The organism is Psychrobacter sp. KH172YL61 (genome assembly GCF_007182895.1).
Classification (GTDB): domain Bacteria; phylum Pseudomonadota; class Gammaproteobacteria; order Pseudomonadales; family Moraxellaceae; genus Psychrobacter; species Psychrobacter pacificensis.
The window spans coordinates 558,825-579,503 of sequence record NZ_AP019516.1 but is presented as its reverse complement, the minus strand read 5'-3'; the positions used below and the strand labels follow the sequence as shown (position 1 = coordinate 579,503).

Here is a 20,679-nt window from a genome sequence, read left to right as displayed (position 1 = left end):
TATTTACTATTTCCTACTTATCTAATTAAAGCACACAAACCAAACCTACTTCTCAAAGGCAGGTTTGGTAAATAAACCCGCACGCTCCATCTCACCTGCCAGACTAAATAGCGTCGCCTCATCATTCATACGCCCAATCAGCTGCATGCCAATTGGTAAGCCTTTTTTACTCATACCGACCGGCACTGACATTGCTGGCAATCCTGTGACATTGCCCAATAACGTAAAGCCCATTTTTCCTAGCACAGGGGCGCTTAGCTTTTCGATCATGCCTGACTTAAAGGCATATCTACCCATGTCAAACCCTTTATTAATTACCCCAGCGCTACGCATCATCATCTCATCCATGCGGCTGGGTGGTAGCACGCCGTGTTTGACCGCAGGCGTCGGTACCGTCGGGGACAAAATCATATCGTAGGTTTCTAATAACAGTCCCGTTTGATACTGACTGTTATGCCAACCGTGTTTGGCATGAACCAAGTCCACTGCTGATAGCGAACGTCCGAGTAGCGCCATATTGTAGGTTTGCGGCTCTAGGTTTTTGATATGGGCAGTGCCAAACTCGCGCTCGATATTATCAATCGTAAAAGCGGTATGCGCGCAGACCACGACGATAAAGTCATGCCAAAACTGCTCGATATTAATATTTGGCTCAGCGGGTATTACTTGATGCCCCATCGATTCTAGCTGCTTAGCGGTTTGCTCTAGTACAGCAAGTACTTCTTTGTCTACTACGGTATTGGCAATCAGCGGCTGCTGCTGTAACGCGATTTTCAATGGCCTTGGTGCACGCATCGCCGCCTGCAAAAACGTGCCGTCTGGCGGCGCAATGACATAAGGCGCGCCAATCTCTGCACCACTGGTGGCATCGAGCATCGCGGCACTATCACGTACCGAGCGCGTAATCACATGATCGGCCACTGCCCCATCCCAACCTTCACCAAGATTAGGGCCAAGTGGATTGCGGCCACGGCTTGGTTTTAAGCCAAACGCACCGCACCAGGCAGATGGAAACCGTATCGAACCGCCACCATCACCGCCGCCTGCCATCGGTACGATACCGCTCGCCACTGCCGCGGCACTACCACCTGACGAGCCACCAGAGCTATAGCCTTTTTTAAACGGGTTGTGAGTGGCGCCATGGGCTTTGGCTCAGTGGTGATAATCAAGCCAAACTCTGGCGTATTGGTTTTGCCAAAGGTATTGACGCCTGTCGCTTTCATGCGTTTGACGATTTCGCTGTCTTTTTCTGAGAGGGATAGTGACGCTGCGGCTGCCCATCGTAATAGGCTCACCTGCGAAGCTAAATGAGAGATCTTTGAGCAAATACGGCACGCCAGTAAATACGCCAGAAGGCAGTCCTGCCTGCGCCGCGTTGTAAGCGCGCTCATCGAAACGGTGAATAATGGCATTTAGCTTGGGATTGAGTTTATTGGCCTGATAAACGGCGGCGTCTAATAGCTCCTTTGCACTGAGCTCACCTGAGTTAACCAGTGCCGCTAAGGCGAGTGCATCGTACTGGGTATATTCTTTAAACATAACCAACCTTCCTTGGAGAGTAATTGTAGTAAGAATTTTTAAATATCTTAGATTAACACATGAAGTGCAATACCAAATGCAAGGGTGAAAAAAGACCTAGATGCGCTAGCATCAAAGTTTTTATCCACCGACCAAAGTGAGATTGCAACCATGAGCTATACACATCTAAGCCTAGGTGAACGATACCAGATTTATGCCCTTAAAGGGGCAAAACATAGTATTAATTTTATAGCGAGGGTGTTAAACAGAAGTCCCAGTACCATATCAAGAGAGCTTAGGCGTAATAAAAGCCTACGAGGTTACCGAGCAAAGCATGCTAATAACAAGGCTTGTGACAGACGGGCTAACAACGCCACAACTATTGTGACTGACCTCTGGGCATGGGTGACAGACAAGCTTAAAGAGAACTGGAGTCCTGAGCAAATATCTGGCGTTCATGCTGGTATCAGTCATATGAGCATTTATCGCTATATTTGGCGTGATAAGAGGCAGGGCGGTACATTGTGGCAGTGTCTCAGACGTAAAGGAAAACCATACCGGCAGCGTCTAACCGCTGAGACTCGAGGCCGTATCAATGACAGAGTCTCGATTCATGAGCGCCCTTGTATTGTTGAAGAACGCTCACGTATTGGAGATTGGGAAGCGGATACCGTTATCGGTCAGCATCACAAGCAAGCGATTGTCACGCTCGTTGAACGTAAAACGGGGCTGCTGAAGATGAAGCGTGTGGGTCATAAAACAGCACAGCAAGTATCAGAGGCAATGATAGAACTCTTAGCGCCAGTGAGGTTGCAGGTTAAGACCATTACCTCTGACAATGGTAAAGAGTTTGCTCAGCATAAGAAGGTGAAACAAAAGCTCTTTAGCCCTTTCTTCTTTGCCGATGCTTATGCGTCATGGCAGCGAGGAACCAACGAGAATACCAATGGCCTTATCAGAGAGTACTTGCCTAAGGGTTGTGACTTTAGACAAGTCTCTGATAATGAAATACAGGACATTGAGAACAAACTAAACAACAGACCAAGAAAACGATTAGGGTTTAAAACGCCTATGCAGGCGTTCTATAATATTAATTAGCGTTGCACTTGGTGTGTTAATCTAAGTATCTATTTCATCAGTAACTGTCAGTTTATTATAAAAAACCACGACTTATGGTTGATAAACAAACTCACTAGTCATTTGAAAGTTTTGGTAGCTTATTCGCTTATGAGTGAATTAATCTTGAATCTCTTTCACAAAAAAAACGAGCCATTGTCATGACTCGTTTTTTCATTATTCATTCAATACTAAGCACTACATTAACAGTTCGCGCTTACCACTTTTGCCCATCGAGCTGACCAGTCCAGCGTCTTCCATTGAGTCGACAATACGGGCTGCACGGTTATATCCGATACTGAACTTACGCTGGATACTAGAAGCTGAGACCTTACGCGTTTCCATAATAAAGGCGACGGCGTCATTATATAGATCATCATCTTCACCAGAGGCATTAGCCGTGCTACCACCGCCCGGACTAGATAGCTCAAAATTTCCTGCCATGTTGTCAATATAATCGGGCGCACCGCGCTCACGCCATGCGTCACAGACACGGTTGACCTCTTCATCACTGACATAAGCACCATGCACACGATCTGGTTCAATCTGACCTGGTCCCAAGAACAACATATCACCGTTACCGAGCATGTCCTCAGCACCGCCACTATCCAGAATCGTACGCGAATCGACTTTTGAGTTGACTCGTAGTGCTGCACGCACTGGGATATTGGCTTTAATCAAACCCGTAATGACATCGACTGATGGGCGCTGAGTAGCTAGCATTAAGTGAATACCAGCCGCACGTGATTTTTGTGCCAAGCGCGTGATAAGCTCTTCGGCTTGCTTGCCCACCTGCATAATCATATCGGCAAACTCATCTGCGACGATGACAATCATGGGCAGAGTTTTGAGCTTTGGCGCTTGGCTGATACTTACGCTGTCGTTTGGTCGCCATAACGGATCGAGCATTGGATTGCCTGATTTCTCTGCCGCGATGACTTTTTTATTAAACTCATTGAGCTTACGAACCTTTAGCAAGCTCATCAACTGATAGCGGCGCTCCATCTCGGCCACACACCATGACAAGCTGCTAGCGGCCTCGGTCATGTCAGTGACAACTGGGGTAAGTAGATGCGGAATGTCATTATAGTTGGCAAGCTCCAGCTGCTTTGGATCAATCAAGATGAGTCGCAATTGATTGGGCGTGTACTTGAGTAACATCGACAATAGCATTGAGTTGACCAATACCGATTTACCAGAGCCTGTGGTACCAGCAACCAGCATATGCGGGGCACGCGCCAGATCAGTAATAATGGGGTTACCGCCAATGTCTTTACCCATCGCCATGCTGATTTGTGCTTTAGGGTCTTTGAACATCTCGGTACTAAGTAGCTCGATTAAGCGCACCATTTCACGTTTTTTATTGGGCACTTCGATACCAATATACGGCTTACCAGGGATGACCTCAACCACACGCAAAGAAGCCATCGATAGTGAACGCGCCAAGTCACGTGAAATACCAGTAACTTTGCTGGCCTTTACGCCAGCAGCCAGCTCCACTTCAAAACGAGTCACCACAGGCCCTGGGATAGCGTTGACGACGTTGGCTTTTACATTAAACTCTTGTAGTTTGATCTCAAGCAGCTCAGATAATTGTTCAAGCTCAGCGACGGTATAGCTAGGCTTACGGTCAGGATCTGGCTTGTCCAATATAGACACTTCTGGAATAGGGGTTAGGCTACTGCGATAGGCAGCCGTCTGCATCGAGCGTGATTTTTTGCTGAATGCTTCGTCATCGCTGATATGCGGCATAACGGGTGCACTATCGTCAGTACTATCCTCCTCCGGCATCATGTCAGTGATATGGTTGCTACTATCACCTTCTGGTACCGCAAAGCTGACAGAAGGTTTAGCTGGGGCTACAGGCTGCGTATTTGAGGCCGAACTGACCGCTTCCACAGTTGGCGCCGCTTTTGGGTTGGCAGGCGGCGTATTGGTCGGTGTCATATCCGAAATTTCTGATACTGATGCGGCCACTTCTACTGATGGCTGAGCCACTGTGACCTCAGGTATAGGCGATGACTCATCACGTTGTAGTAGTTCGGACTGTGCAGCAGAGAGCCCATAAGAGTCGTCACTTAGAATGCTATTAGTGGCGTCTGACGTAGGCATTGATAGCTCTTCTTGCGGAGTTTGATTAGTGACATTAGTTTCCTCAGCAGTAGCAACCGACGATTTTGCAACAGGTTCTGATATATTGCCATGCTCCGCCAACCATGCTTCTGCCAACTTATCGACATTCTCCGTTATATCATCTGGGTGAGAGTCTTCCGGCTCAGTAATAACCTGATTGACAGCTTGAGCATTCGTTGATTCATCCATTGAGGGATTGAGTAGCTAGCTCTTGATTAGATAAATCTGATTGAGTTTCTGTTTCTACCATCGGTGCTGCCACAGAGGTTTGTACTGCTTCTTCTAATGACACGTCAGTGACGACTTCACTCTGTGCATAGTTAGGCACAGTAGAGTTATCTATGCTGTTAGTGCTATAAGCCATCTGTTCACGTGCGAGCAGATCATCAACCGTATTTGCATCATTCCATGCAAAGCTTGGCTCGACTTTGCGAGCAGGCGCTACGATAGGGTTTGGTATCGTTGATGTGTTGGTGTCACTGACTGTACTGCCAACCGTAGCATTAGCAGTCGCTGCGACCGCGTATGGTGAGTCACTTTTTCATCGCTAGACGTTGCTGCTGCTTTTGCTGTCGCCATAGATGCTTTCACACTATCAGCCAATCCTGAGGTCAATAAAAAATCTGATAATACATTACTGAATCTGCCACTATTATCTACTGCGTGAGCACTATTCGCATCGTCAGCTGATTGCAACTCAAGTGGCAGCTGCTCATACTCGGCTGTTTGATTGGGATTTCCCTCTTTGATACTGTCACGGTCTTGCGACACCTCACTTTGCTCATCCAACTCGGCAGCATCTTCTTTATTTTTTAACCCTGAGCCAAGCCAAGATAATGCTGTAATCTTCTGATATATAGCGAGCCAATGGATGTTAAAGGCAAAGGTCACGGTAATCACAACGAACACCGCCAAGAAAACCACACTGCCCCACTGCGATAGCAACTGTGCCAAACGTTCCTGCAACTCAAGACCGATGATACCACCAGCCACGCCTTCAAGTCCCATTGATGCAGGATTGGCTACTTGCTGAATTAAGGCAACCAGTTGTGCAAATAATGCACTGGCGCTCAACAGCAAAAACACATAAGCGACCAGTCGCATGAGCCAAAACGTCGGCTTATTGTCCCACCAAATAAGGATAGACTCATAAACCACAAACGCTAAAAACCACCATGCACCATAGCCAAAAAAGCTATAGAGCAAGTCGGACAACCAAGCGCCCGTCTGGCCACCCATATTGTTAATAGTCGTCATATCACTACTGATGTGCGACCAGCTAGAGATCATTGCCTGTGTAAGTCATTAAAATAACAAACAAATAAACAGCCAGTATTAACCCAAGGAGGGTAAATATTCCCTTTTTAAATACTCAATAAGCGGTGCTGATATCACGTAAAATCTGCCTTGTTGTTAATACTAAATGGTCGCCAGTGCATGACTAAGTCTAATCATGCTGACATAAAGTGCTGACATATAAAGGTACCTAGCAAAGTGTTTGGTTGAGATTCACCTCTCAAAAGGCCTGAGCATAGCAGTCATCGCTTAAGCTCTATCACACTTGGCATAACTTCTTATAATAACAAATACATAGGTACAGTGGCGACACTCTTATAAAGAAAGCGTGCAAGAAAGTAAATCAATATACGATTTGCGCAAAAAATCTGCGAATAATCCAAAAGTTACTAGGGCGTGTTGAACATTCGACCATGGCACTGACAGCGACTATTTTTTAGGCGATTCGATGTTAAAAATAATAAGTTTAGTCACTCTAAGCGCTTATTTTTAACGATGAAGCGGCAAAAAGAGTCCTGTCCCCTGCTTTTATCGTTGGGGCTGATGCTAAAATTGCCCCATACTGCGTTACAAATCTCGCTAAGGCATCTGCATTATCGTCGCTTTGTGCCTTGTCTGGAACCATTTTAGCGATCAGCAGTGCCTATTTGCGAATGTTCAACACGCCCTAACATAATACTGCTAACAATTTTGTATAGACCCTATAAAATACCAGCTGTTTCTAGCACGAGTATTTCAAGGTTATCATGCTTTGATTCTAATGATAGCTGTGTTTGTTTTAGCAAACTTGCACTTTTGCTATCTACCCTTATGTTATTATCACACAGCAATTAGAAAAACCATATTAGTAGCAACGCTTGACGTTTTTTTATTAGATTTATAACTCATATTTTTCATGCGTATATTTAGAAAGGAACCACTTATGGCAACTGACACTACTGCTCCACGTCACGAAAAGCTCATCATTTTAGGCTCAGGTCCTGCCGGTTATTCGGCTGCGGTCTATGCGGCACGCGCCAACCTTAAACCTGTTATGGTAACGGGTATGGAAGTAGGTGGTCAATTAACCACCACTACTGAGGTTGATAACTGGCCAGGCGATGCGCATGATTTGACCGGTCCTGCATTGATGGAGCGTATGAAAGCACATGCTGAGCGTTTCGGTACAGAATTGGTTTATGATCATATCAATGATGTTAACTTGAATGTACGACCTTTTGAGCTGTCAGGTAACAACGGTACCTATACTTGTGATGCCCTGATTATCTCAACAGGTGCCTCTGCTCAGTATTTAGGTCTAGAATCAGAAACCAAATTTAAAGGGCTTGGCGTATCCGCTTGTGCCACTTGTGACGGTTTCTTTTATAAAGATCAAAAAGTCGCTGTGATTGGCGGTGGTAATACAGCCGTTGAAGAAGCCTTATACCTCTCTAACATTGCTTCTGAAGTGACTTTAGTGCATCGCCGTGATAGCCTGCGCTCTGAAAAAATCCTACAAGACAAGCTGTTTGAAAAAGCCAAAAACGGTAATGTTAAAATTGAATGGAATCATCAAGTCAAAGAAGTTGTCGGTGATGACATGGGCGTCAATGGTGTCGTTATCGAATCAATGATTGATGGCAGCACCAAACAACTGGATGCAATGGGTATGTTTGTCGCCATCGGTCATAAGCCTAATACCGACCTATTCAAAGGTCAATTGGATATGAAAGATGGCTATCTGGTCGTCAATAGTGGCTTGAATGGTAATGCCACGCAGACCAGTATCGAAGGGGTGTTTGCCGCAGGTGACGTGGCTGATCATGTCTATCGTCAAGCCATTACCTCTGCTGGTACTGGCTGTATGGCAGCGCTGGATGCTGAGAAATATTTGGATGCTATCGGTGAGACAACGGCGAAAGACCATACCTATGCGTCAACGCTGACTGCTGATTAAGAAGACTAAATGAATAACTTTGCGCAGCACGGCGATCATGATCAATACATCACGCCTGAGACTTTACAAAGTCTTGGGCGTTATGACTTCTCCTGATCCTATCTCTATCGATCCTGAGGGCATTGGTATTGTCGCGATGGGTGGCGATCTTGCACCCGATACATTAATATCTGCTTATGCACAAGGACTGTTTCCATGGTTCAATGAAGATGAGCCTATCGCTTGGTGGTGTCCTGAGCCGCGTTGTGTGATCGTCCCATCTGATTATCAACCGAGTAAGTCACTGCGCAAGCAAGCAAATCGCACGCGTTGGCAACTAACACTCAATCAAGCTTTTGATGACGTCATACATGCCTGTAGTCTGCCGCGTAGCGATGGTCTTAATAATGACCTGCCCGAAGGCGAACACACTTGGATTCATGAAGAGATGATTGAGGCTTATACCAAACTGCATGCGCAAGGATTTGCCCATAGCATTGAGGGTGTGGGACGAGACAGGTCAACTCATTGGTGGACTGTACGGCCTAAAAATAAATGGCATCTACTTTGGCGAATCCATGTTTCATCGTGCCTCTAATGCGTCAAAACTCGCGTTTTGGGGGTTGATGCGCTTATGTGAGCAAAGTCATGTTGCACTTGTCGACTGCCAGTTACCTAATGATCATCTCATGAGCTTGGGTGCCACTACTCTACCGCGTCCTGACTTTCTTGCTCAATTAGATCGCTTAATAAGCAGTCGCTCCATCAATTGGCACAATAATTTTCATCAGCCATTGGCCGTATCCCTTCTCGATACAGCAAATCCTTGGCAGCATCAATCATGAAATCTACAAAAGCTAAAGAGTTAAGAGAATTTTATGGCGCTTGATACCTCATTTCTGCTAATCGGAGAGCTGGCAGCAAAAGCCAATACAACCAAAGACACCGTGCGTCACTATGAACAGTTGGGCCTATTAAGGTCGCGTAAGCGTCAAGCAGGCTCACGTTTATATACTGAGTTTCATCCCGAGTGCGTCGAGCGTATTGAGCTAATCAAAAGCGCGCAAGCCATTGGTTTCACCCTTACTGAAATCAAAAACAGCTTAAACGATTACTATGATGGCCAATTGGATATTGATTTGCAGCTCATGCTGACTCAGCAAAAGCTAGAACAAGTCAGGAAACAGCAAGCCAATATAAGCGTGATGGTAGAATTATTGAGCGAGCGTATAGATGTTCTTGCACGGATGAAAGCAGACAGCAATTATCAGTTAGACACTAATATCTGTAAGAAGAAAATACCATCAAGTTAAACACGATAACGTTGGTTGAGATAAATAATTTATCTTTAAAGAAACCACGCTTATAACTCCTAATGAGAATTTACTCTCTTCACTCACCATAGACATGTTGCATGATTAACGCATCAATTGCGGACTGATTCGGTGACTTATAATAGCCTTTGCGTCTATGAATGATTGCAAATGCTTGCTTTTCATATAACGCTATCGCAGCATGATTGTCTGCTCGTACTTCTAATAACAAATTTTCCACCTGATTACTCTGCAATACTTCATGCAACTTATCAATAATTTGTGAAGCAATGCCTTGTCGTTGATAATCAGGATGCGTGCCAATACGCAAAATCTCTGCTTGCTCAAAAATCACTTGATAGAGGCAGTAGCCAATGACTTTATTATTATCGGCTTTATCTTCTTGTTTATAAACTATGAGCATATGCATACTATCTTGCGCGAGCATCTCAGCCAACGACTGCTCAGTCCATGCGTCGTGCGGCTGTACGAGCGCTTCGATATTTGCAACGGCTTGAAGCGCTTGTTGCCGCTCTGATGTATTGATTGCTAATTTCTTTATAATAAACACCGCTTCTCCCTTTATTTTTCTTATGCAATAAACGCTATCTTATCGTCATTTTTATAATTACTCAGAAATGACATTATTTATGTCATAAATACCCGCTTTCGCGCCTCATATTTAACACTATCTTAGGTATTTCTTTTAATATTGCCAAAGTTTTTGTAGAAAACATAAAAAAACTGCTTAGCCCTTATACTTAAGGATTAAGCAGTTCAACAGTATTTGAGCTTCAGCATTCAAGTATTTATCGACGCCTGATGATACCAGTCAAACGTCAACACACTTAAGAATTGTGATTAAGCATTACTTTTCAGATATTCTAACATGGTATCTGCATCTGACACTTCAAATGGGTCTGTTGAGCAGTTGTCACCGAAGTTAGGTTCTTTGAACACCTTTTTGATTTCTTTATTATCCACATACATCGAATATCGCCATGAACGCATGCCAAAGCCAAGATTGCTCTTATCCACCAGCATACCCATCTTACGAGTGAACTCACCGTTACCGTCAGGAAGTAAGAAAACGTTTTCACGGTTTTGCTTCAGGCCCCACTGGTACATAACAAAGGCATCGTTAACAGAAACACAAACAACTTCATCAACACCTAGCGCTTTAAACTCATTGTAAAGCTCTTCATAGCGAGGCAAATGACTGGTTGAACAGGTTGGTGTAAAGGCGCCAGGTAGTGAGAATACCACTACTTTTTTATTGGCAAATAACTCGTCTGTGGTTAGATCATACCATTTGAATGGGTTTTCACCACCGATAGATTCATCACGAACACGAGTTTTAAAAGTTACATCAGGTACATGGGTAATCATTATTTACTCCGATTTAAGTTATTGTGTTTTTATTTTTAAAATCCTGCCATTATATAATAAGGGTTATAGCTATCTATAAGCAAATCTTTAATCTACTGTATATGAAGCAGTCCTTGTAACTTATAGCTTTAGAATTTATTTTTTCAAATGAGAGAAAAACCCTAGTATTTAACTCCTTCTCCTCATTCACACCCCCAAAAAAAAAGCCACCCTAGATAGGGTGGCTTTTTTATGACTAATTCATAATCTCATTACTGAGACTTAAGTCTTAGTTCAATACGTTAGCAACAACACCAGCGCCTACAGTACGGCCACCTTCACGAATAGCGAAGCGTAGACCTTTGTCCATAGCAATTGGGTGGATAAGCTCTACGCCCATCTCAACGTTATCACCAGGCATGACCATTTCAGTACCGTCTTGTAATTGGATTGCGCCAGTTACGTCAGTGGTACGGAAGTAGAACTGTGGACGATAGCCGTTTAGGAATGGTGTGTGACGACCACCCTCTTCTTTTGACAGTACATATACTTCAGCGTCAAATTTGGTGTGAGGCGTGATTGAACCTGGCTTCGCTAGTACTTGGCCACGTTGTACGTCTTCACGCTTAGTACCACGTAGTAGTACGCCACAGTTTTCGCCAGCACGACCTTCGTCAAGCATTTTACGGAACATCTCTACACCAGTACAGGTGGTTTTTTGAGTGTCACGGATACCAACGATTTCGATTTCGTCACCAACTTTTACGATACCAGATTCAACACGGCCAGTTACTACGGTACCACGACCTGAGATTGAGAATACGTCTTCGATTGGCATTAGGAATGCTTTGTCAACGTCACGCTCTGGCTCTGGGATGTAGGTGTCTAGTACGTTTAGTAGTTCTACAACGGCTGGTTGGCCGTATTTTTCTTGTGAGCCTTTTAGGGCTTCAGTAGCAGAACCGTGGATGATTGGGGTGTCATCACCTGGGAAGTCATAGTCGTTCAATAGTTCACGAACTTCCATTTCTACTAGTTCTAGTAGTTCTTCGTCATCTACCATGTCACATTTGTTCATGAATACGATGATGTATGGTACGCCAACCTGACGTGATAGCAAGATGTGCTCACGAGTCTGTGGCATTGGGCCGTCAGTTGCTGATACAACTAAGATTGCGCCGTCCATCTGAGCGGCACCTGTGATCATGTTTTTAACATAATCGGCGTGACCTGGGCAGTCTACGTGTGCGTAGTGACGTGTGTCTGTGTCATATTCTACGTGTGAGGTGTTGATGGTGATACCACGTGCTTTTTTCTTCTGGTGCTGAGTCAATAGACGCGTAGTCTTTTGCTTCGCCACCAGAAGTGATTGCAGCTACGGTTGCGATTGCAGCGGTAAGGGTGGTTTTACCATGGTCAACGTGTCCGATGGTACCGACGTTGACGTGTGGCTTGCTACGTTCAAACTTGGCCTTTGCCATGGGTATTTCCTCTTTTTTGGTGAATGATCAATAAAAAGCTGTTTAATGGCTCATAATAAAACTAACTCATCATAAACCTAGCTATCAACCGCACGAACCACTGCTTCTTATCAAACAGCACTTCGAACTAATTTTTGTATCCGTTATTATACGCCGGCTTATCCTCAATAGTCATACATCTCTTGCTCGAAACCTATTTTTCTATTATCTAAAGAGGTCTTAAATATGCTACTGCTTATAACCGTTTAACGGCTCGATGTGCAAAGCTATTATATCAGCTAGATGACATCATCAAACAATCCGTAAAATCCGTTAACATATGAAAAAGCAATCCAATCCCAATGATGTTAAAAGGCTTACGAAAAAGAGCAAAGCAACATATACCAGCATCGCATAATACGTATGTAGCGGATGAAAATTAATGCTACATCTATTAGCCTGAAAGATCGGGTCTGCTACTAAGTGATCCAAATCAACTAACATAGTCGCAAGCAATATCAGATATGCTTTTTTCCACTCTTTCTTAAAAAATACAACTGCGATAACGAGAGGGAAACCAAAATGCAAAAAGTAATGTATAAACGTTTGCATACTCGTTTACCAGTTTTAATTCTGTTGATATCGAATCATCAAAAGCAATATTTATTAATATGCTGACAGCACTAAAAGGCAACACCTCAGTGTCACCTTTAAATCGTTACCTGTCGTACTAATTTTATATGTTTCAATATTTTATATTTTCGATATCGACGCAAAGCTATATATAAATAGCAAAACAAGCATAGAGGATTTACATAATAAATGGAGCTCATATCGAGAATTGAACTCGAGACCTCTCCCTTACCAAGGGAGTGCTCTACCGCTGAGCTATATGAGCGTATAGTGTAAACCTTTGAGCTGCACTAAAAAAAATATCACGATACAGTAGTAATAACTGATGTCGTGATGAATAATTAATAGGCTTTGCGATGGTGTATATATGGAGCGGGTGGCGGGAATCGAACCCGCGTCATTAGCTTGGAAGGCTAAGGTGTTACCATTATACCACACCCGCATTTACTCTAATCTTAATAACTCTAGTTGAGAGTTAGAAACTATATAGAGCATGCTTGGCGCTATAACAAACTTTTAAAAAAATATGGTGGTGGGAGAAGGATTCGAACCTTCGAAGCTTTCGCGACAGATTTACAGTCTGTTGGGTTTGACCGCTCCCCAATCCCACCTAAGGGTGCTTTGAACAAAAATGACTCTCATTTAAGACAAATTCATAAAAAGCTACTTTAAAAGAGATGGTGCCGACTGCCGGGATCGAACTGGCGACCTACTGATTACAAGTCAGTTGCTCTACCAACTGAGCTAAGTCGGCTTGTTCTCTCTAAAGTGGTGGCTATTCTATCAAATATTTTGAGATGCGCAAGCCCTTTTTTATCTTTTTTTTTATTATTTTAATAATAATATTCAAGCTACTGATTACGTTGTTATTTTTTTGATAGAAAAATAACAACGTAATTGCTCTTCTGATCTGTTGTGATTATATGCGCTGCATAGCTGGCTATATAACTAGCGAATGCGTAGTCCATTACAGGCCATTTTTACCGCTTTGACCAACGCCAATGCTTTTTTATTGGTTTCATCCCACTCCGCTTCTGGCACAGAATCAGCAACAACACCTGCGCCTGCTTGGATATGGATTTCACCGCGGCGCATCACTGCTGTACGAATAGCAATGGCGGTATCCATATTGCCATTCCAACCTAGATAGCCCACTGAACCACCAAATACTGTCCGACGTACTGGCTCTATCTCATCAATGATTTGCATCGCGCGAATCTTGGGCGCGCCTGATAGTGTACCCGCTGGAAACGTGGCACAAAATACATCTAGCGCGTCTTTATCAGACCTTATCATACCCTCCACATTGGACGCGATGTGCATGACTTGTGAGTAGCGCTCAATAAACATCTTGTCTGTAACTTTGACACTGCCATATTCACAAACACGGCCGATATCATTGCGACCCAAATCAATAAGCATTAAGTGCTCGGCAGTCTCTTTTTCATCAGTGAGCAGCTCTTGTTCAAGTGCCAGATCCTCCGCTTCATTCTGACCACGCTTGCGCGTCCCTGCTAGTGGCCGTACGGTGACTTTACCGTTTTCGATACGGGACAGGATTTCAGGAGAAGCGCCAATGATATCAAAGCGTTTGTGATCATCAAGCGTATAGCCATGCACCAAAAACAGATACGGCGATGGATTTAGATAGCGTAATGCACGATAGACGGCTAGAGAGTCGCCTGTGTAATCTGCCGTCAACCGCTGTGCTGGAACCACCTGCATGACGTCGCCTGCTGCGATATAGTCTTTTATTTTCTTAACGTCGCTGCAGTACTTTTCCATACCGGTTTGCGAGATAAATTTTGGTGTGGGCATCACTGGCGCGGACAAATTGGACGGTTCTGCCAACTTCTCTTCGATTTTTTCCAACTCACGGATAGCTAAGCTGTAGCCCTCCTCGGTTTGACAGTCAGCATAGACGATGATCGATAAGGTATTTTCTAAATTATCAAAAACAATGACACTCATGGAAAGCATCAGCCACATATCTGGCATTGACATTGGATTGGGTGCGTCAGATAGGCCCACACTAGGCTCAATGATACGTACCATGTCGTAACCAAAGTAACCGACTAGGCCGCCGCTAAAACTTGGCATGGTGGGCACATCTTCAGAAGTCGGCATTCGATACTGCACCATCAACTGACGGATATAATCAAAAGGATTCTCTACTGCTGCTGTATCGATATGATCGTTCCGCTTGGTAGTCATATTGCCATCAGCGTACTGTAAAATAAGATCACTACCCAAGCCGATCATCGAGTATCTTGCCCAGCGCTCACCGCCTACCACAGACTCAAACAAATATGCAGAGCCGTTTAAATCACGTACTTTGGAAAACACAGACACTGGCGTCTGTGCATCCATCAAACGTTTTTTGACTAAGGGTGCATGACTAAAACCCCGATCTTTAAACGCTTGATATTCTTGGAAAGTCATCATAGTAACGCTCTCTTAGCAGCAGAATGGCAAAAAATAAAACAGTGGACTGAACCATAAAATATAGCGCCAACACCGTATTTGAATGTTAGCGCTATAAAAAGCAGTTTGTCTGAATGACGATTCATACAGCAGTTAAGTTCAGGCCTCAACCTTCATAAACTAACTGAGCTAACGGACTGCTTATCAATCAGGATAGCTATGGATAAACGCTCGTATTCAAACTACGGATCGATGTCCCTACATAACGCCCATGTTAAATAGCCATAATGCCAAGCCAATAATCAAAATGACAGCAAATACCCATATAAACCAACCACCGCTAGATTTTTTCTCTACTTGTCCTGTATGAGCTGGATTACTGATTTCTTGATCCATGGCATTATTGCCTTGGGTGCCAAGATCATGATCCCGCCCTAAATTTGCCGTACCCGAAAACTGCGCGGTCGCTGCTTGCTTGGCTTTTAAGACATCAGGATCGGCTTCTTCTTGTAATTCAGTCTTTGTCGTTTTGTCGTGCTCTTCACTTACTACTGGTTTTTCATTTACTACAGGTTCTTCACTTACTGTTGGCTGCGATACTGATGGTTCATCATCAGTAGATACTGTTGGGGTCAACGGCTCTGCAGTCGTCACAGCTTCTGACTCCGTTACAGTTGACTCAGTCGCCGCTGATACAGGCGTTTCAGATACAGGCGTTTCAGATACAGGCGTTTCAGATACAGGCTCTGACTCTTCTGGTGCTGTTTCAATCGATGCAGGCGTAGCACTTTGTGCAGCCGACAAGACATCCCTCAATACCAGTCTCTTTAACTACTGGCTCTTGAGGCGCTGGTTCAGCCACTTCCGCTCTGTCAACTACAGGCGCACTTGCTGAATCTACTACGGTGTTTGAAGTAGTATCGACAGATGGACTCTCTGCATCCTCTGCAGTGGGTAAAATCTCTTCAATATTCGTTTGCTTTACGATTGGCTCGCTGACGATATGCTCTTCGATGATATATTCATCATGCAAATTCTCAGTAGTTTCTGCTGGGGCAGTCTCATCACTGACACTACTTACTGTATCGTCCTTTATGACTGGCTCTAGTGTCCCATCTGCTGTAGCAGCGACAGGCGCTTGTACCTGAAAGCTAAAGCTTGCAAATCCAAGCGTATCCTCAGCCTGTAGAAGGTTTGATTCGTTGCCCGCGATACGTCGATCATTGATAAAGGTACCGTTAGAAGAGTCTAAGTCTTTTACGTATAACTGACCATCAAGTATGCTTAGAATGGCATGATTGCGAGATACTTGCTTGCTGCCGAGTACCACATCATTGTCACCGCCGCGACCTACAGACAAGCTATCCTCGACTGTCAGTGTCAGATCGCCCAGTGCCTCTGTTAATGCATTTAATTGCCATGTGCTGGCTTGTGCTGCCGTGCTCACACTATCTGTATTATCCGTCATCTTGTTACTCCTTATTTTTTCTATTAATTTTCAAACGATTTTAAGCAAATTACTGTCAATTTTTATTCACTGATCACTCTATGATAGAGAGCATAATTAGTGGTCATGTGCTTGATCTATTTTGGTATAAAGTGAGGCTTGATGACCTTATCAAGCTGGCTATACGGAATGCTCAATACCGGCATACCGTAGGCGTATGGACCGATAGAATAGTGCTGATACCGAATGTTAATCCCTGTCTCTGTCAAGGTCACATTGTCGCTCAACATAAACGGCCAGCTTTTCTCATAGCTACTGACATCATCAGCGACGGTCTTTACCCATGCTTTATACGCATCATGCGCGAGTGCTTCAAAACGAGGCTTTTTGCCTTTGATCAGCATGTCATCAAGAGTGACTTGTTTTTTGGTGGTCAGATCAAACGTTAGATACTCGCTATAAGGCATGCCGTGTGCACCACCAGTAAAGACGTAGGAGTTGATTTCGAACAGCTCAAAGTTATTGACGTGACCCAAGTAATCAGGCGTCACCATCAAGCTATAAGCCCACGAAACCTCTTCAGGCATATCTTGAAACTGCGATGTCGCAAAGTCATTAATCGCAGCAGTTACGTCTTCCTGGCTGCTTTTCGTCTTAATAGGTGCTGACTCAGTTGGCTTGCTATTCACCACCAAATTATCAATACGTGCATTGACTGTCTTATCTATCCAACCATGATTTGTCTTAAGGTATTTAATCTCAATTTCTGGGCAATTATCACGCTCAGTACACATCTTTTGAATTTTTTCTGGTAACTGATAATCGAGATACTCTGCTGAGCTGATAAGGCTACCTGCATTTGCGGACAGACTAGCGGCACCCATCAGTAAACCGCTTGCTAAGAGACCAATTCGCCGTGTACGCCCTACTCTGCCTAAAGAAATATGCGTCAGCGTGAACCTATTAAGATGAGATTGAACCATAGCTTTCATGCATCCTCTTTTATAAATATAAAATGTTGTAATACATTCTACCGTAACAATGACGCTGTATTGTAGGAACACTGTTTGTGTTTTTGAAGTGTTGCTATAGTCGGTTCACTATAAAATCGATACAATAAGATTACACGCTATTTTGCGCAGCCTCTGGAGACGTAGTCACAGCAAGCAAGAAAAATAGCGTTTAATCAAATGAATTTATTATCCTGTATCGTTTTTATTTAGACTTAACTATAATCACTCAAAACCTCTCTTGACTCATTTGCCGCATAAATAACGGACAATAAAAAAGACACGGCTAGCGTGTCTTAATCATTGAACAATAAGCGATGCAGGTATATTTGATACAAATAATCTTAATGCTCACGCGTGCTGCTAAAGGTGATCTCTGGATAACGATCTTGCATCAATTGTAAGTTGACCCGTGATGGCGCAAGATAAGTCAGATAACCACCACCATCGATTGATAACTGGTCATGGGCTTTTTTCTTGAACTTTGCCAAAGCCACGTCATCATCGCAGTGAATCCAGCGTACAGTGGCAATCGATACTGGCTCAAAGGTACATTGCACTTTGTATTCTTCTTTGAGACGATGCGCGACCACTTCAAACTGTAGCACCCCAACCGCGCCCAAGACCAAATCATTATTGATTTGCGGCATAAATACCTGCGTGGCACCCTCTTCACTTAATTGCTGTAGTCCTTTTGCAGGGCTTTTGATTTAAGCGGATCTTTTAGTACCACGCGGCGGAACAATTCAGGAGCAAAATGAGGAATACCGGTAAAGCTCAGCTCCTCGCCTTCAGTGAAGCTATCACCGATAGAGATCGTTCCGTGGTTATGCAAACCAATAATATCGCCCGGATACGCCTCTTCTAATGCTTCACGGTCGCCTGCCAAAAAGGTCAAGGCATCGGCAATACGAACGTCTTTACCCAGACGCACGTGCTTCATTTTCATGCCCTTCTCGTACTTGCCAGAGCACACGCGCAAGAAGGCGATGCGGTCACGGTGACGTGGATCCATATTTGCCTGGATCTTAAAAACAAAACCTGTGAAATCGGTCTCGGTTGCTGATACTTTACGCTCAGTCGTTGGATGGGCTTTTGGTGGTGGCGCGTATTTGACCAAGGTATCGAGTACCATATTGACACCAAAGTTACCCAATGCCGTGCCAAATAAAACTGGCGTCATCTCACCTGCCAAAAACGCCTCTACATCGAACTCTTCTAGCGCCATCTGTACCAGCTCGAGTGACTCCTCAAAAGCATCAAACATCAGCTGACCTAGACGCTCGCGTATATCAGGATAATCATAGCCTTCGCGGGTCTCAGAGACGGTCATCTTGCCGCCATTGCCTTTCTCGTATAAGTAGGTTTTGTTTTCTGCAAGGTGATACACTCCAACAAAATCCTGTCCCATACCAATCGGCCACGTGACGGGCACGCATTTAATCTTTAGTACCGCTTCGATTTCACTCAGTAGCTCAAGCGGCTCACGAATCTGGCGATCGAGCTTGTTGACGAACGAAATGATTGGCGTATCGCGCATGCGACAAACTTCCATCAGCTTGATGGTTCGTTCTTCGACACCTTTGCGCCATCGACCATCATCAGTGCGCTATCCACGGCAGTCAACGTACGATAGGTATCTTCACTAAAGTCGGCGTGACCTGGGGTGTCTAGTAGGTTGACCATGTGGTCTTTGTACGGAAACTGCATGACAGACGTGGTGATTGAGATACCACGCTCTTGCTCCATACTCATCCAATCTGAGGTGGCATGACGATCGGTCTTACGGCCTTTGACTTCGCCTACGACCTGAATCGCTTGTCCCCATAACAACAGCTTTTCAGTCATGGTGGTTTTACCAGCATCGGGATGCGAGATAATGGCAAAGGTGCGGCGCTTGGCCACTTCTTTGGTTAGTTTTTTTGGATCTACGCTCATAGTTTTCAGCTTCAACAGTTGTGTCATTTAGAAGTTAATCTAAATAAATAAAATCAATAATGAGCGTATTGTAGCCGATTTCGCGTTAGGGTGCAGAGTTCACGCACAAAAAACACGCTCTATCAGTCAGACAAAGCGTGTTAACAAAATTTTTAACCGTCAGCGTAGGGCTTGCTTGATTTTAATAATAGCGCTTGATTTGCTCCGTTATAAAGTCTCCTGCGACCTCATTGACAAGCGTACAATCTACCACGCCAAAGCGGCTATCTATATTTGGATCGGTGCTACCTTTGGCAACATAATTTGCCTCATAAATATCCTTCCCATATTCAACACCACTATATTCATAGGCAGGTTGATTTTTGTATTCAAAGAACATCACTTGCGCCGCTTTTTGCTTATTTGCTATACCAACACCAAACTGAGAGGTCATATGATCTCTGTCGTCACTAAAGCGTTGTTTAGCAGCTTCGATCCATTTCTCCAATGACGAATAGCCTGTCTTATTTTTGTCATTGAAAGCCAAAAATGAGCGCTCGCTTGTCACGACTGGAATGTAACAAACGGAGCCTTCAGGGAAAGCAACATCGGATGGAATTTCTGAGTAGTTGCTCAAATCGGTGAGAATACCGCGGCGCTCTTCAATACTCGTGCCCGCGCTATAACTGCGGGTCGTTAAGCCCGACAAGTTCAGTGTTTGATAGGTGGTTTGATAGTCCAGTTTGTTATTACTGTTTTTTTCATAAATAGGACGCTTGACCGTGCGACCATTGACTTCGATGTCTTTGTTTTCGAGTCGACCTTCGAAATTATCTGCCAATATGGTTCTGTCTAAATCATTGAGACTCTGGTTGCTATAACTGTTGATGAGATTGGTGGTTTTGATCTCGCGTGCGCCTGTACGATAGGTCTCATCGATGCGTGCAATGGCAGTATCGTTGGCCTTACTATCGTAACTATTGGCAAAGCTCGTCAACGTAATATTGTCGCTATCAGAACCATAACTGGCGTCATCTACTTCACAGCCTATGAGCGCAAGCATTGTCCAGAAGAAAACACCAGATATCGCAACCACTCTATTCATCGAACAATGTCCTTATGATTTAGA

Annotated in this window: 14 protein-coding genes, 4 tRNA genes and 5 pseudogenes; 4 read left to right on the top strand and 19 right to left on the bottom strand. The window is 44.2% G+C overall.

All coding sequences use genetic code 11. From position 1 onward, the window contains the following. Window positions 1-45 precede the first annotated feature (45 nt). Window positions 46-1,223 (bottom strand): annotated as a pseudogene (locus PKHYL_RS02920) (amidase). Next, entirely contained in the window at window positions 1,153-1,539 is a 387-nt protein-coding gene (locus tag PKHYL_RS17070) for an amidase family protein (RefSeq protein ID WP_269778229.1), read from the bottom strand. Before PKHYL_RS17070 ends, PKHYL_RS02920 begins: the two are co-directional and overlap by 71 nt. A 150-nt stretch (window positions 1,540-1,689) precedes the next feature. On the opposite strand from PKHYL_RS17070, the gene PKHYL_RS02915 reads away from it, so the two are divergent. Beyond that, entirely contained in the window at window positions 1,690-2,616 is a 927-nt protein-coding gene (locus PKHYL_RS02915) for an IS30 family transposase (protein WP_025643743.1), read from the top strand. A gap of 216 nt (window positions 2,617-2,832) precedes the next feature. On the opposite strand, the pseudogene PKHYL_RS02910 reads toward PKHYL_RS02915, so the two are convergent. The 3 genes and pseudogenes from PKHYL_RS02910 to PKHYL_RS02900 form a co-directional block, all read right to left on the bottom strand. Continuing rightward, window positions 2,833-4,416: pseudogene (locus tag PKHYL_RS02910) on the bottom strand (DNA translocase FtsK); the annotation flags it as partial. Between the two features lie 532 nt (window positions 4,417-4,948). Further along, complete coding sequence (locus tag PKHYL_RS02905; RefSeq protein ID WP_240365931.1) at window positions 4,949-5,131, bottom strand: hypothetical protein; 183 nt, start codon at window positions 5,129-5,131, stop codon at window positions 4,949-4,951. Window positions 5,132-5,208: 77 nt separating this feature from the next. Further along, window positions 5,209-6,024 (bottom strand): DNA translocase FtsK 4TM domain-containing protein, encoded by an 816-nt coding sequence (locus PKHYL_RS02900; protein ID WP_240365930.1) that lies wholly within the window; start codon window positions 6,022-6,024, stop codon window positions 5,209-5,211. Window positions 6,025-6,985: 961 nt separating this feature from the next. Between PKHYL_RS02900 and trxB the strand changes: the two genes are divergently transcribed. The 3 genes and pseudogenes from trxB (at window position 6,986) to PKHYL_RS02885 (ending at window position 9,291) form a co-directional block, all read left to right on the top strand. After that, window positions 6,986-7,999 carry a thioredoxin-disulfide reductase gene (trxB, locus tag PKHYL_RS02895; protein WP_186475078.1) on the top strand — a complete coding sequence of 338 codons (1,014 nt, stop codon included), beginning with the start codon at window positions 6,986-6,988 and terminating at the stop codon, window positions 7,997-7,999. A 9-nt stretch (window positions 8,000-8,008) separates the two neighbouring features. Then, window positions 8,009-8,823: pseudogene (aat, locus tag PKHYL_RS02890) on the top strand (leucyl/phenylalanyl-tRNA--protein transferase). A 33-nt stretch (window positions 8,824-8,856) separates the two neighbouring features. Further along, entirely contained in the window at window positions 8,857-9,291 is a 435-nt protein-coding gene (locus tag PKHYL_RS02885; RefSeq protein WP_058023725.1) for a MerR family transcriptional regulator, read from the top strand. Window positions 9,292-9,370: 79 nt separating this feature from the next. On the opposite strand, the gene rimI is transcribed toward PKHYL_RS02885, so the two are convergent. From rimI to PKHYL_RS02815, 14 genes and pseudogenes are all read right to left on the bottom strand, one after another. Then, entirely contained in the window at window positions 9,371-9,862 is a 492-nt protein-coding gene (rimI, locus tag PKHYL_RS02880) for a ribosomal protein S18-alanine N-acetyltransferase (protein WP_071002258.1), read from the bottom strand. Window positions 9,863-10,152: 290 nt separating this feature from the next. Further along, window positions 10,153-10,680, bottom strand: a complete 528-nt coding sequence (locus PKHYL_RS02875; RefSeq protein ID WP_071002259.1) for a peroxiredoxin — start codon at window positions 10,678-10,680, stop codon at window positions 10,153-10,155. A 268-nt stretch (window positions 10,681-10,948) separates the two neighbouring features. Continuing rightward, window positions 10,949-12,140, bottom strand: a pseudogene (gene tuf / locus PKHYL_RS02870) (elongation factor Tu). A gap of 312 nt (window positions 12,141-12,452) precedes the next feature. After that, a complete protein-coding gene (locus PKHYL_RS02865; RefSeq protein WP_240365929.1) occupies window positions 12,453-12,731 on the bottom strand; it encodes a DUF6122 family protein in 279 nt (92 codons plus the stop codon). Window positions 12,732-12,942: 211 nt separating this feature from the next. Further along, window positions 12,943-13,017: transfer RNA gene (locus PKHYL_RS02860), tRNA-Thr, on the bottom strand. 103 nt (window positions 13,018-13,120) lie between these two features. Beyond that, a tRNA-Gly gene (locus PKHYL_RS02855) sits at window positions 13,121-13,194 on the bottom strand. An 85-nt stretch (window positions 13,195-13,279) separates the two neighbouring features. Further along, a tRNA-Tyr gene (locus tag PKHYL_RS02850) sits at window positions 13,280-13,363 on the bottom strand. 67 nt (window positions 13,364-13,430) lie between these two features. Then, window positions 13,431-13,506, bottom strand: a tRNA-Thr gene (locus PKHYL_RS02845). A 194-nt stretch (window positions 13,507-13,700) separates the two neighbouring features. Next, window positions 13,701-15,197, bottom strand: a complete 1,497-nt coding sequence (gene trpE, locus PKHYL_RS02840; protein ID WP_071002262.1) for an anthranilate synthase component I — start codon at window positions 15,195-15,197, stop codon at window positions 13,701-13,703. A gap of 237 nt (window positions 15,198-15,434) precedes the next feature. Then, window positions 15,435-15,980: a hypothetical protein gene (locus PKHYL_RS02835; protein WP_240365928.1), complete on the bottom strand. Its 546-nt coding sequence runs from the start codon at window positions 15,978-15,980 to the stop codon at window positions 15,435-15,437. Beyond that, entirely contained in the window at window positions 15,943-16,644 is a 702-nt protein-coding gene (locus tag PKHYL_RS02830; RefSeq protein ID WP_240365927.1) for an FHA domain-containing protein, read from the bottom strand. The genes PKHYL_RS02835 and PKHYL_RS02830 overlap by 38 nt, the downstream gene beginning before the upstream one ends. Window positions 16,645-16,760: 116 nt before the next feature. After that, window positions 16,761-17,615: a DUF3298 and DUF4163 domain-containing protein gene (locus tag PKHYL_RS02825; protein ID WP_083328872.1), complete on the bottom strand. Its 855-nt coding sequence runs from the start codon at window positions 17,613-17,615 to the stop codon at window positions 16,761-16,763. A gap of 362 nt (window positions 17,616-17,977) precedes the next feature. Further along, window positions 17,978-19,571 (bottom strand): annotated as a pseudogene (locus tag PKHYL_RS02820) (peptide chain release factor 3). Window positions 19,572-19,752: 181 nt separating this feature from the next. Then, entirely contained in the window at window positions 19,753-20,655 is a 903-nt protein-coding gene (locus PKHYL_RS02815; RefSeq protein ID WP_240365926.1) for a hypothetical protein, read from the bottom strand. Window positions 20,656-20,679: the final 24 nt, after the last annotated feature.